The sequence below is a fragment of the Actinobacillus equuli genome, from assembly GCF_900636745.1.
GTDB classification, from domain to species: Bacteria; Pseudomonadota; Gammaproteobacteria; order Enterobacterales; family Pasteurellaceae; genus Actinobacillus; species Actinobacillus equuli.
This window is the reverse complement of sequence record NZ_LR134310.1, coordinates 871,386-884,232: the sequence shown is the minus strand read 5'-3', so window position 1 is coordinate 884,232 and position 12,847 is coordinate 871,386. Positions and strand designations below refer to the sequence as shown.

The 12,847-nt window shown below is 41.0% G+C and carries 17 protein-coding genes; 11 read left to right on the top strand and 6 right to left on the bottom strand.

The annotated features are described in order from the left end of the window. Positions 1-134: 134 nt before the first annotated feature. Positions 135-905 (bottom strand): triose-phosphate isomerase, encoded by a 771-nt coding sequence (gene tpiA, locus EL121_RS04100; RefSeq protein WP_014992199.1) that lies wholly within the window; start codon positions 903-905, stop codon positions 135-137. Between the two features lie 265 nt (positions 906-1,170). Here tpiA and truD point away from each other — a divergent pair, with 265 nt between their 5' ends. The 8 genes from truD (at position 1,171) to EL121_RS04060 (ending at position 6,684) form a co-directional block, all read left to right on the top strand. Next, entirely contained in the window at positions 1,171-2,184 is a 1,014-nt protein-coding gene (truD, locus tag EL121_RS04095) for a tRNA pseudouridine(13) synthase TruD (protein ID WP_039197901.1), read from the top strand. Further along, the gene (gene surE / locus EL121_RS04090) at positions 2,184-2,948 is read left to right on the top strand and encodes a 5'/3'-nucleotidase SurE (protein WP_039197899.1); all 765 of its coding nucleotides are present in this window, start codon (positions 2,184-2,186) and stop codon (positions 2,946-2,948) included. Before truD ends, surE begins: the two co-directional genes overlap by 1 nt. Next, a complete protein-coding gene (locus EL121_RS04085; RefSeq protein WP_039197898.1) occupies positions 2,949-3,533 on the top strand; it encodes a YqaA family protein in 585 nt (194 codons plus the stop codon). A 9-nt stretch (positions 3,534-3,542) separates the two neighbouring features. Next, positions 3,543-4,088, top strand: coding sequence for a LysM peptidoglycan-binding domain-containing protein (locus EL121_RS04080; RefSeq protein WP_039197895.1), 546 nt, complete (start codon positions 3,543-3,545; stop codon positions 4,086-4,088). An 80-nt stretch (positions 4,089-4,168) separates the two neighbouring features. Next, on the top strand, positions 4,169-4,366 hold the full coding sequence (locus EL121_RS04075; RefSeq protein WP_039197892.1) for a flagellar basal body L-ring protein FlgH: 198 nt from the start codon (positions 4,169-4,171) through the stop codon (positions 4,364-4,366). Positions 4,367-4,395: 29 nt separating this feature from the next. Continuing rightward, positions 4,396-5,634: a peptidoglycan DD-metalloendopeptidase family protein gene (locus EL121_RS04070; RefSeq protein ID WP_039197889.1), complete on the top strand. Its 1,239-nt coding sequence runs from the start codon at positions 4,396-4,398 to the stop codon at positions 5,632-5,634. A gap of 68 nt (positions 5,635-5,702) precedes the next feature. Continuing rightward, entirely contained in the window at positions 5,703-6,065 is a 363-nt protein-coding gene (locus EL121_RS04065) for a hypothetical protein (RefSeq protein WP_039199048.1), read from the top strand. A gap of 52 nt (positions 6,066-6,117) precedes the next feature. Next, complete coding sequence (locus EL121_RS04060) at positions 6,118-6,684, top strand: DNA-3-methyladenine glycosylase I (protein ID WP_039197887.1); 567 nt, start codon at positions 6,118-6,120, stop codon at positions 6,682-6,684. A 48-nt stretch (positions 6,685-6,732) separates the two neighbouring features. Here the strand turns inward: EL121_RS04060 and EL121_RS04055 are convergent, their stop codons facing one another. The 4 genes from EL121_RS04055 to hemH all read right to left on the bottom strand — a co-directional run bounded on the left by EL121_RS04055 (position 6,733) and on the right by hemH (position 10,113). Next, the gene (locus EL121_RS04055) at positions 6,733-7,860 is read right to left on the bottom strand and encodes a M20/M25/M40 family metallo-hydrolase (RefSeq protein WP_039197884.1); all 1,128 of its coding nucleotides are present in this window, start codon (positions 7,858-7,860) and stop codon (positions 6,733-6,735) included. Positions 7,861-7,876: 16 nt separating this feature from the next. Next, positions 7,877-8,341, bottom strand: a complete 465-nt coding sequence (locus tag EL121_RS04050) for a YjiG family protein (RefSeq protein ID WP_039197881.1) — start codon at positions 8,339-8,341, stop codon at positions 7,877-7,879. Further along, the gene (locus tag EL121_RS04045; protein WP_039197879.1) at positions 8,338-8,976 is read right to left on the bottom strand and encodes a nucleoside recognition domain-containing protein; all 639 of its coding nucleotides are present in this window, start codon (positions 8,974-8,976) and stop codon (positions 8,338-8,340) included. The genes EL121_RS04050 and EL121_RS04045 overlap by 4 nt, the downstream gene beginning before the upstream one ends. A gap of 177 nt (positions 8,977-9,153) precedes the next feature. Next, positions 9,154-10,113, bottom strand: a complete 960-nt coding sequence (hemH, locus tag EL121_RS04040; RefSeq protein WP_039197877.1) for a ferrochelatase — start codon at positions 10,111-10,113, stop codon at positions 9,154-9,156. A gap of 273 nt (positions 10,114-10,386) precedes the next feature. Here hemH and rpmH point away from each other — a divergent pair, with 273 nt between their 5' ends. Genes rpmH through yidD form a run of 3 tightly spaced genes read left to right on the top strand, consistent with a single transcriptional unit; the run spans position 10,387 to position 11,181 of the window. Further along, positions 10,387-10,521 carry a 50S ribosomal protein L34 gene (gene rpmH, locus EL121_RS04035; protein WP_005599701.1) on the top strand — a complete coding sequence of 45 codons (135 nt, stop codon included), beginning with the start codon at positions 10,387-10,389 and terminating at the stop codon, positions 10,519-10,521. A 31-nt stretch (positions 10,522-10,552) separates the two neighbouring features. After that, positions 10,553-10,912, top strand: coding sequence for a ribonuclease P protein component (gene rnpA / locus EL121_RS04030; RefSeq protein WP_081978389.1), 360 nt, complete (start codon positions 10,553-10,555; stop codon positions 10,910-10,912). After that, entirely contained in the window at positions 10,876-11,181 is a 306-nt protein-coding gene (yidD, locus tag EL121_RS04025) for a membrane protein insertion efficiency factor YidD (protein WP_039197873.1), read from the top strand. Before rnpA ends, yidD begins: the two co-directional genes overlap by 37 nt. Before the next feature lie 56 nt (positions 11,182-11,237). Here the strand turns inward: yidD and glnA are convergent, their stop codons facing one another. Beyond that, on the bottom strand, positions 11,238-12,653 hold the full coding sequence (glnA, locus tag EL121_RS04020; RefSeq protein ID WP_039197871.1) for a type I glutamate--ammonia ligase: 1,416 nt from the start codon (positions 12,651-12,653) through the stop codon (positions 11,238-11,240). Between the last annotated feature and the right edge of the window lie 194 nt (positions 12,654-12,847).

The following is a 12,847-nucleotide window of genomic DNA, read 5'->3' as shown; positions in this document are numbered from 1 at the left end:
TTAATAAAATAGGTACAGACAAGAGGTTTGTGCCTATTTTTTATTTATGCCATTCCATATGAATAACCATAAAAAAGCGGTCGGATTTGCAAAATTTTTTACAAATCCGACCGCTTGTTAACGCATTGAATTAATTACGCTTTAGCTTTTTCTGCTGCTTTTACGATAACCGCAAATGCAGGTGCTTTTAATGACGCACCGCCGACTAATGCACCGTCGATATCCGGCTGAGTGAATAATTCCGCTGCATTCGCATCGTTTACAGAACCACCGTATTGGATGATAACTTGATCCGCAACCGCTTGTGATTTAGCTGCGATGTGACCACGGATGAATGCGTGAACCGCTTGTGCTTGAGCAGGAGTTGCCGATTTACCTGTACCGATTGCCCAGATTGGTTCGTAAGCAATTACCGCACCGTTGAACGCTTCAACGCCTAACGCATCAATTACCGCATCAATTTGTTTTGCACATACCGCTTCTGTTTGACCCGCTTCGTTTTCCGCTTCGGTTTCACCGATACATAATACCGGTACTAAACCCGCTGCTTTTAACGCACCGAATTTTTTCGCAATAAACTCATCGCTTTCTTTGTGGTAAGTACGGCGCTCAGAGTGACCGATAATGATATATTTTGCACCGAAGTCTTTTAACATTTCTGTTGAAATGTCACCTGTAAATGCACCTTGTACATTTACATCTACGTTTTGTGCGCCTAATGCGATCACTGATTGACCCGCTAATGCCGCTTCCGCTTCCGCTAAGTACATTACCGGTGGAGCGATTGCAACATCACAGCCTTTAACATCCGCTAATTCCGCTTTTAAGCCGGCAATTAACTCTTTCGTGAATGCTTTGCTACCGTTTAATTTCCAGTTACCCATTACAAGTGGACGACGTGCCATTTTATTTCTCCTATTGAGTTTGAATATAAAAAATATAAGCGGTGTGAACTATATCAAATTTTGCAAAAGAATTTGATTCTTTTCTGAAAGAATTACGATTTATATCAATAATCCACAGAGCGGGTTAAACATTTTTTCTTTTCTGCGAGAAAAGCAAATATGCAGGTTTAAAAGTTAGCTATAACTGATAGAATAATACTATTTGAAAGAAACGGCTGAAAGGTATCTTCGGATGCCTTTTTTATGCTTTATAAAAGGGCGTGTAATGCAATTAAATTATCTCTTAGGACAGCCACAGCAAGCGGGCAGATTAAAGGCGGAATTTGCAGATTTTATCGTGCGAGAAGAGCTGGGTTATCCGCTTAGCGGCGAAGGCGAATTTGTTGCGGTGAAAATCCGTAAAACCAATGCGAATACGTTATTTGTCGGCGAACAGTTAGCGAAGTTTGTCGGTATCTCGGCAAAAAATATGAGTTATGCAGGGCTTAAAGATCGCCATGCCGTAACCGAACAGTGGTTTTGCTTGCATTTAGCCGGTAAAGAAACGCCGGATTTTTCACAATTTGAATGTGAGGGCGTAGAGATTTTAGAAATCACTCGCCATAACCGTAAGATTCGTGTTGGTAGCTTAGTCGGTAATCATTTTGAATTGCTGTTACGTGATGTAAGTAAATCGGATGAACTCAACCAACGCTTAAGCCAATTACAAGCGGTCGGATTTCCAAATTATTTTACCGAACAACGTTTTGGGCGTGATGGTCATAATTTAACCCAAGCACTTCGTTGGGCAAATGGTGAAATTAACGTTAAAGATCGCAAAAAACGCAGTTTCTATCTATCGGCAGCACGTAGTGAAGTGTTTAATTTGGTGGTTTCGCAACGTATTGCGGATTGTTTAACCCAAACCGTTTTAGCCGGTGATTATGTGCAATTATCTGGTTCGAACAGTTTCTTTGTGGTCGAACAAAATGAAATTGCTGAAACTCAGCTGCGACTCGATTCGGGTGATGTGTTATTAACTGCGCCGTTAATCGGTGAAAAATCGTTAGAATCAAATGCGAATGAAATAGAAAAAGCGATAGTTGAACGTCATGCGGTATTAGTCGAATTAATGAAGAAAGAGCGAATGGCAAATGCACGCCGCGCAATGTTCTGTAAACCGCAAAACTTTTCATGGGAATTCGAGTCTGAAGGTTTACGCCTTAAATTCTTTTTAGATTCAGGTAGTTATGCGACCGCACTAGTACGTGAATTAATTCAATTAACGGAACAAGAATAATGAATATTTTAATCAGTAATGACGATGGCTATCATGCGCAGGGCATTCAAACGTTAGCAAAAACATTACGTGATGCAGGACATGTGGTGACACTTATTGCACCGGATCGCAATCGTAGCGCGGCCTCAAGTTGCCTTACATTGATGGAGCCTATTCGTGTACATCAAATTGATGAATTTAACTATTCTGTGATTGCGGGTACACCGGCAGATTGTGTACACTTAGCGCTTAACGGTTTTTTATCGACCGCATTTGATTTAGTGATTTCAGGCATTAATCACGGTGCCAATTTAGGTGATGATGTTGTCTATTCCGGCACGGTTGCCGCTGCATTGGAAGGGCGACATTTACCATTGCCGAGCTTAGCGGTTTCACTTGTCGGTAAAAAGTCACAGGGACATCTATTCGGTAATAATCATTTTGAAACAGCGGCGCAAGTCGTATTGGATTTATTGCCGAAGGTACAAAAAGGTATTTTACCTGCACGTCAGATTTTAAATATTAATGTGCCGGATGTGCCGTACGAACAAGTAAAAGGTGTGATGGTGACCCGTTTGGGACATCGTTCTCCGGCTGCGGAAATTGTCAAACGAGAAGATCCTCGAGGTTCAACAATTTATTGGCTAGGTGCAAATGGCGTACCAGTGGATGCCAGCGAAGGGACGGATTTCTACGCATTAGAACACGATTACGTGTCAATTACGCCGATTCAGGCGGATATGACTGCCCATTATTCAATCCAAGCGTTAGAGGATATTTTCTAAATGAAATTGTTCGGTACAATTTATGATAAAACAATGGAATGGTCTAAACACCGTTTCGCTGCTTTTTGGTTAAGCTTTGTGAGTTTTATTGAGGCGATTTTCTTTCCAATTCCGCCGGATGTGATGCTGATTCCAATGTCGATGAGTAAACCGCAAAATGCAACTAAATATGCTATTTATACGACCGTTGCTTCGGTTTTAGGCGGTATAATCGGTTATTTTATCGGTTTATATGCGTTTGATTGGGTGCAAGGCATCATTGCCGATTGGGGAATGCAAGCAAACTTCGACAAAGCGAAATCTTGGTTTGAAACTTGGGGTGTTGCGGTTGTTTTTTTAGCCGGCTTCTCGCCAATTCCGTATAAAGTGTTTACAATCTGTGCAGGTGTAATGCAAATGGCGTTTTTCCCGTTTGTGGTTACCGCCGCTGTTTCACGCTTTGCTCGTTTTATTTTAGTTGCCAAACTTTCGGCATGGGGCGGTGAAAAATATGCAGAAAAAATCCGCCGTTCTATCGAATTAATTGGCTGGGGGACGATTGCATTGGCAGTTGTCGCTTATCTGGCTTATGAATTATTTAAGTAAGGATATTATATGAAAAAGTCACTTTTACTTTTGCCATTAATGGTATCGTTAGCGTTAACCGCTTGTAATTCTTCTTCTGAATCGGAAGCAAGCGTAGCAGAAGCAACAGCTTCATCAACAACCTCTGCGATTCCGACTTGGCAATCAGCTGAAACTATTCAGGCAACGGATATGCCGGCTTCAATGAGTTCTGCACCAACTCATACGATAGGGCAAGCGCCAACCACTTACAACAACACACCGCAGACAACTTATAGCGCTGCACCACAACCGGTACAACAACCGCAACCGGTAGCAGTTCAGCCGCAAGCAACTTCGGTAGCGCAATCTGAAACTATCGGTAATTGCCAAGTGATACGTGATAGTATGGGGACACCGGTATATGCGCAAATGGTTAAAGGTTGTTATACTGACAGCAACTATACAGTAGGCAAAAGCGATACGATGTATCTTATTTCCTACTTAACCGGTCAAACACCGGCACAAATCGCAGCATTGAATAACATCAGTACCACGACTAAATTACAAGTCGGTCAAGTACTGCGTGTAAGATAATATGCCAACATTATCATTTGTTTAACGGCAGCCGTAATGACGACTGTCGTTTTATTCGTTTATAGATTTAGGAAAGTGAAATGAAGAAAGTATGGTTTTTAATTCCATTAGCGCTTGGTTTGAGTGCGTGTAGCTCAAATCAGTCTGTTTCAAAGGATGAGTCGGAATTAGCACCGGGCGTTATGCAACCTGTTTCAGGTTCTGGTGCAGAGGAAGGCAGTTATAGCTGGACTTCAGAAGTGGAATCAGCGCCAATGCCGGCGTCGATGACTAAGTAACCTATTTATAAAAAAGGACACGTAACAAAATGAAGAAATCGTTTCTCCTATTGCCTGTAGCCGCACTTATTTTAACTGCATGTAGTTCAAATGATCCGGCGCCGGTAGTGAGTGCAAAAGATAGCACGGAATTAAGCCCGGGTGTAATGCAACCGGTATCCGGTACGGCGCCGACAACTTACGGTTGGCAGTCTGATATTCAACCGGCATCGATGCCAAGCTCAATGGGAAATGTACCGGCGAGTGTGCCGGCTGTTTCTCAGCCTGTGGTAACCAATCCCGTTATTACCGAACAGCCGGCTCAGCCTCAAACAGCCACAAAGATTGTTAAAAAGACAAAAACAGTGGAGAAAAAAGTAAATCAAAATTTCGAGATCCCGCGTGATGCGAATAATGCGCCGGTATATAGTCAAATTCAAAAAGGCTTTTATGACGGCTCAACTTATACGGTACGCAAAGGCGATACGATGTTCTTGATCGCTTATATTATCGGTAAAGACGTAAAAGAAATTGCCGCATTAAATAATATGAGCGAACCGTACCAATTAACCGTTGGGCAAAAATTGAAAACAGGTAAATCGGCGACAGAAACCGTTACGGTTGAAGAAAAAGTGACGGTGCCGGTAGAACCGAAAATCACTTATCAGCAAGGTGCAAACGGAACCACTTACTCTTCTGACGGTAATATTACCGGTCCGGTAAAAGCAAGTACCGGCGCTGTTGCTCCGGCTGCGACATCAACGGCAAATAACGGTATTCGAGCTTCAGTGGGTACGGCTGCAACAGCGGCATCAGGTGGCGTAGTAGCAACAGCTGCAACTATACCAGCTGTACGTGCAACAACCGCAACAGCACCTAGCTACTCTAGTTCTAATACGGTAGCTGCACCGGCTTCAAACTTTAAATGGCAATGGCCGACAGCCGGTCGTGTTGTATCCGGTTTCTCTTCTGCCGAAGGTGGTAACAAAGGTATTGATATTGCCGGTAGCAAAGGGCAAGATGTAAAAGCGGCAGCGGCAGGTAAAGTGGTGTATGCAGGTAATGCTTTAGAAGGCTACGGTAACTTAATTATCATTAAACACAGCGATGATTTCTTAAGTGCTTACGCGCATAACGACAGCATTAAGGTGGATGAGCAAGATACCGTAAATGCTGGAGAAACCATTGCGAAAATGGGTAGTACCGGTACAAATAGTAACAAACTTCACTTTGAAATTCGTTACAAAGGTAAGTCTGTTGACCCAACACGTTATTTACCGAAAAAATAGTAATTTTTAGCTAAAATATGACCGCTTGTGAGTGCGAACAAGCGGTCTTTTTTCATCAATTTTTTACAATGCGAACATTATTACTCATCAGTGTATTTATTGGTTTTCTGGCTTCTTGTGAAGTTCACCAAGAAAGTATCAGTGTAAAACGAGACAAGTACGGTTGCTTATCATCGAGTGGTTTTAGTTATTCATTTTTGCAAAAAGAATGTGTACAACCTTTTCAAGTAGCAAACATTCGTTTAGCTGATCCTGTAAATCAGGATTTGGCGATTTATGTCGTTTTATCCGAAGATAAAGCTCAAGCGGAACTATTTTCAGCAAATTTACCGCAAGGCATAATTTTAGATGCGGTCAAAGGCGGATATTTATCAAAGGATAATCAAATCCGATTAATGAAACTTGCCGAAGGTTGGAAAATTTATTTATAAATTAGCCCGCTTATTATTTGATAAGCGGTCATTTTTGTGAGGAAAATTGCAAATGGTTACACGTTGTGGCTGGGTTGGCGAAAGTGAAATTTATATCAATTATCACGATCAAGAATGGGGAAAGCCGGAATTTGATAGTCGCAAATTATTTGAAAAAATTTGTTTAGAAGGGCAACAAGCGGGGCTTTCTTGGATTACGGTTTTGAAAAAGCGTGAGGCTTACCGTCAGGCATTTTTCCAGTTTGATCCGGAGCGTATTGTACAAATGACGGAATCGGATATTGACCAACTTATGCAAAATACCGGTTTGATTCGCCACAGAGCTAAACTGGAAGCGATTGTTAAAAATGCCAAGGCTTATCTTACTATGCAAGCAAACGGAGAAGACTTCAGCCGGTTTATCTGGGCGTTTGTTGGCGATAAACCACAAATTAACGATGTACCGGATTTATCCGTTGTACCAGCAAAAACGGAAGTTTCAGCTGCAATGTCGAAGGCGTTAAAAAAGAAAGGTTTTGTATTTGTCGGCGAAACCACTTGTTACGCTTTTATGCAATCGATGGGATTGGTTGATGATCACCTGAATGATTGTTGTTGTAAGCGTACGGGGAATGGATAAAAGTATCAGCCTACAAAAATAGGAATTTGTAGGCTGATTTCTTATTGATTAATGAGCATCAAATAAACGTTTAATTACGGCAACGACCAAATTACATTTAGGAACAATCGAATTGACTTCTAAATATTCGGTTTTTGCATGCATATTACCACCTGTTGGTCCTAAGCCATCAATCGTTAAACAACCTGATGCTGCTGCAATATTGCCGTCACTTAAGCCGCCTGCATCGACCCATTTGATTGGATATTGAAGCTGTTTACCTACTTCGTCAAAGATCTGTTTCACTTTTGGCAAGTTTACTTCATCAATCATAGGTGCTTCGCTGTTCACTAATACCTTAGTTGCGGTTACTCCGGCCACAAAAGGATTATCCAGTACTCGTTTTAAATGTCGCTCGAAATATTCAACGGAAGACGGTAAACGGTAGCGCATTTCAATCGTTAAGGAGGCAAAATCCGCAATAACGTTATGCGCACTGCCTCCGTTATTGATGACGCAGTTAAAGGTATGTCCGACTTCAAAGTCGTTTAATTTTGAAAATTCGACAATAAAATTCGCAGCCTCGACTAATGCAGAGCGACCTCTTTCCGGATTATTGCCCGCATGTGCGGCAACACCATGGAAATCAATTTTATAAGTAATTACTCCTTTTCTGGTTGCCACCATTGAGCCGTCTTCTCGAGCTGGCTCCATAACAAAACAATATTTGGCTTTACGAGCATATTCACGAATACTGTCTTTGGCATAGGTAGATCCGATCTCTTCGTGAGAATTTAGGTAAACCGCAATATTATATTTAGTTAAATCAAGTTCCTGTAAAACATAAAAACTCAGCAATGCACCGGATTTGTCATCGATAACGCCCAAAGCATTAATTCTTTCTCTGTCATTGGTAAAAGGCACATAGCTTGCAGTGCCGACAGGGAAAACCGTATCCATATGCGCGATAAACAAAATATCGAATTGTTCCGCATCGGGATTATTGCTAATGAGTAAACAATCTGCAACTTTATCACTATTCATTGGGATTTTTTTATGGGAAAGCCCAAGCTTTTCTGCTTTTTGAATAAACCAGTCGGCAACTTGATCTACACCGCTAATATGAGATGCGGGGCTTTCAATATCCGTAATCGTTTTTAACTCATGAAGAAAGTCATTTAATTGACTACTTTGCATAATAATTTACTCCTGATTAGACGATAAATCTCATTAATAACATCGCTAAATAAGCATTGACAATACAGATACCGAATAATACGAGATAGTGTCTACCGGGAACGCCTAATACGCCTAAAACACGTCCCATATATTGCACAGTCGAACCGACAAGTGCCATACCCGGTAATAAGATAGCGATATGCTGTGCGTTTAATGTACCTTCTTGCACTAAGGCAACTAACACACCGGCAGCACCGCCCCAACTTAGAAATGCTGCTAAAAATACCGCTATTGATTCGCCGGGTAATCCGAGAGGTGCCATAATAAATCCGATATATTCACCAAGCAGTTTTAGTAATCCTGATGCGTTGAGTACATAAATAATGACAAATGCCATTAACACATTCGGAATGGTACTGGTTATCGCAATATTCCACCCTTTTCTTGCCCCTTCGATAAATACGTCGGTGACTAATTTGTTGTCGTTGCTGTTATTCATACACCCACCTCATCATCTTTAACGAATTTTTTTACATACAGACGCATTAGATTCGCTCCGAATATTTTAAACAAGAAAATAATGCCTAAGCACATTGCAATGGAAAGCGGTGCGACACTACCGGCTTTATCGGTAATCAATAAAAGAGGAGCGAAAGAAGAAAGGAAATTTGTTAAGAAGGCACCGGCACTAAATTGGAATGCGGCAAAAATCAGTAATTCTTTATGACTGATTTGATTTTCGTTGCGTAGGAGGCGAGTAGTGGAACTACCGGCATCGGTACTTTGCGTACTGGCAATTAAAGAAATAGAACAAACACCGGGAATACCCATCAGCGGTTTTAAAATAGGGCTTAGCCATTTGGATGCGGCTAATAATGCCCCGAAGTGTTCAAAAATCGCGACAAATCCTAATGCTAACATCACACTCGGAACTAATGTTAAAGCAAAGATAAATCCGCCTTTGGCACTTGTACCGCCCGATGTTTTTAGCCATTCGGGAAATTGCCCGGTAAGTTTACTGTAATCAAAGATTCCACCCCATAAATCTTTGGCAAAACCACCAAAGAAAATGATGGCACATAGCAATGAAATTGTCCCAACTATCAATTTCTTCGTACTTACTTCATTACTCATGTTTTCTCCTTAATTGAGTTATGATAGGCAGAGAAAATATAGTATAGATAATAAAAGATTACTGTGATTGATTTCACAAAAACGAAATGTCATTTAGGGAAAGAAAAAGCGGTCGTATTTTCGTGTATTTTTACGTTTTAAAAATGTAAAAAAATTGGAAATTAGACCGCTTGTTTTTTAGATTTTAGCTTCAATTAATTTAGCTAATGCTGCGATGTGATCGGCATTGGCATTGAGTGCCGGAATGTAACGATAAGATTGTCCACCGGCGTTGAGGAAGTTTTCTTTGTTTTCCTCGGCAATTTCTTCCAATGTTTCTAAACAGTCCGCAGAAAAGCCGGCGCAAATCACGGCAATTTTTTTCACACCTTGGCTCGGTAATTTTTCTAATGTTTCATCGGTATAAGGTTGTAACCATTCTTCATCGCCAAAACGAGATTGATAAGTTACCAACCATTGTTCGTCAGAAAGCGATAATTTATCTGCAACTAATTGTGCGGTTTGCTGGCAATGTTCCGGATAAAAATCACCTTCAGTTTGATAGCGCTTAGGAATACCGTGGAACGAAAACAATAATTTTTCATCTTCGGCTAACTGAATCGTATTCGCCAGCGCCTGAATATAAAGCGGATCGTCGTGATAACTATGAATAAACTCAAACGGCACGATTTTGCGTTGTTGCGTTAAACCGCGAGCAAAAGCATCTAACACCGAGGCGGTTGTAGTACTGCTGTATTGCGGATAAAGCGGCAACACGATGATTTTACTCACACCGGCTTTAATTAATCGGTCGGTTGCGCTTTCGATACTCGGATTACCGTAGCTCATCCCAAGCTCTACTAAGACGTTGCGGTTTTGTTGATTAAAGTAATTTTGTAGCGCTTGCTGTTGTTGGCGAGAAATTGAGAGTAGCGGTGATCCTTGCTCTGTCCAGATCTCTTGATACAGTTTTGCTACTTTAGGCGATCTTCTGGGTAAAATGATCCCATTTAAGATCAATTGCCATTTGAATTTAGATAAGTCGATCACACGAGGATCACTTAAAAATTGTTTAAGATAGCGTTTTACCGCCGGAGCTGTCGGCTCATCAGGAGTGCCGAGATTCGCCAGTAGTACGCCGATTTTGTTTGAGGTCATAAGAAAGCTCTTTGAATATGGATCGAAATAACTGAATTTTGCGTTAATTCGGATATGAAAACAAATAGAATTTTTGTGTTAATTACAGAGATAGGTGATAATCTATATCAAGCGGTCTTTTTTCGGAAAAACTTTGCAAATAATCGAAGGGTATTTTGCTTTCGTCCTTGATTTTTGTTTAATTTATCGGTAAAATCGCAACTCTTTTTTATGGTCCTCGTTTGGCAAAGATTTAATTCCAGCCAACATATTTAAATATTTAGGTAGATAGCAATGAAACGTACATTTCAACCTTCTGTATTAAAACGTGCTCGTACTCACGGTTTCCGTGCTCGTATGGCTACTAAAAACGGTCGTCAAGTTTTAGCACGTCGTCGTGCTAAAGGTCGTAAATCTTTATCTGCATAATTTGCAGTTAAAGCAAAGCCTTATCACATCTGTGAAAAAGCTAACCTTTTCTCGGGAGCTACGCTTGTTAGCTCCCACTCAATTTAAAGCTGTGTTCGAACAACCGCTTCGAGCTAGCACTCCCGAACTTACTATTCTCGCTCGTCGTAATAATCTCGATACTCCTCGTCTTGGTTTAACTGTTGCTAAAAAACATTTAAAGCGTGCTCACGATCGTAACCGTATTAAACGTATTGTGCGTGAAAGCTTTCGTTTAAAGCAGCATGAATTACCAAGTGTAGATTTCGTATTTGTAGCAAAAGGCGGTATTGGTAAGCTTGATAATGCCACTCTTTTTGCGATGTTGGAGAAGCTATGGGCTCGTCACATCCGTCTGGCGAAAAAGCCGTAGGTGTAAAAGTAACACTTTCAATTGGGGCTCGTTTATTATTGCTACCAATCTATTTTTATCGTTATTGCATTAGTCCGTTAATTGGGCCTCGTTGTCGTTTTTATCCGACTTGCTCAACTTATGCAGTCGAAGCGATTAAAGTGCATGGTGCGATAAAAGGTGGTTGGCTGGCGACAAAACGAATTGCCCGTTGCCATCCTTGGAGTGAAGGCGGCGAAGATCCCGTGCCGAAACGCTGTTGTAAACAGCATTCGAATAAAGATCATTAGTTTAAGTAGTAAGAAAAAAGGCGACCGCTTGGTCGCCTTTTTTGATCTTTTTGCAATTATGCGTAATACATTTCGAATTCTACCGGGTGTGGCGTCATATTTAAACGCTCAACCTCTTTACGGCGGATGCCGATATACGCATCTACGAATTCTTTCGAGAATACGCCGCCTTGAGTTAAGAAGTCATAATCAGCTTCAAGTGAATCTAACGCTTCTTCTAATGAGCTTGCCACTGCTGGAATTTCTTTAAGTTCTTCCGGTGGTAAGTCATAAAGGTTTTTATCCATTGCATCGCCCGGGTGAATTTTATTAATTACACCGTCTAAACCTGCCATTAATAACGCCGCAAAGCAGAGGTATGGGTTTGCTAATGGATCCGGGAAGCGAGCTTCAACACGCGTTGCTTTCGGGCTGGTTACCGCTGGGATACGGATTGATGCCGAACGGTTACTCGCTGAATAAGCTAATAATACTGGTGCTTCAAATCCCGGTACTAAACGTTTGTATGAGTTTGTACTTGGGTTGGTAAACGCATTTAATGCTTTAGCGTGTTTAATGATGCCGCCGATATAATAAAGAGCCGTTTCAGATAAACCAGCATATTTGTCACCCATAAATACGTTTTTGCCGTCTTTGCTTAACGACATATTACAGTGCATGCCTGAGCCGTTATCACCTGCAAACGGTTTTGGCATAAAGCAAGCTGTTTTACCGTGTTCTAACGCAACATTTTGTACCACATATTTATAGATCTGTGTTTCGTCCGCTTTTAACGTTAGGCTGTTAAATTTCGTCGCAATTTCATTTTGACCGGCTGTTGCCACTTCGTGGTGGTGTGCTTCAACGACTAAACCCATTTCTTCTAAAATTAAGCACATCTCCGAACGAATATCGTGTGCCGAGTCGATTGGCGCAACTGCACAGTAACCGCCTTTTTTGAGCGGACGATAGCCTGTATTGCCGTCTTCATATTTACGATTTGTGTTCCAAGCCGCTTCAATATCATCAATTTTGTATGACACGTTGTTCATACCAACGTTATAACGTACATCATCAAATAAGAAGAATTCCGGTTCCGGACCAAACATTACGCTGTCAGCAATACCGGTTGATTTTAAGTAATTTTCCGCACGAATAGCGATTGAACGCGGGTCGCGGTCATAAGATTGCATTGTGTTTGGGTCGTAGATGCTACAGCGGATAGTAAGAGTAGGGATTCGAGCGAAAGGGTCAACAACAGCGGTTTCGGCGATTGGCATTAAAAGCATATCGGCTTTATTGATTGCTTTCCAACCTTCAACAGACGAACCGTCGAACATTTTACCTTCTTCAAATAAGTCTTCTAAATCGTCACCGATTAAACTTACCGGGAGTGAAACACCGTGTTCTTTACCTTTGATATCGGTAAATTTTAACATTACGAATTTGATATCGTTATCTTTAATTAAATCAAATACTCTTTTTACAGACATTGTGGAAGTTCCTTCAAGCGGGTTGATTTTCACAGGAATTTGCGAAAGTAAAAAGATACAAGAATTTTAGAAAATTTTAAATAGATAAACAGAATTATTTGCAAAAATTTTCGATTCGAAAGTAAAAATCTTTCGAATACTGTTTGTAACGGAACTTAATCGTTTGCGTAAGGACAAAATATAACCATCTTAGA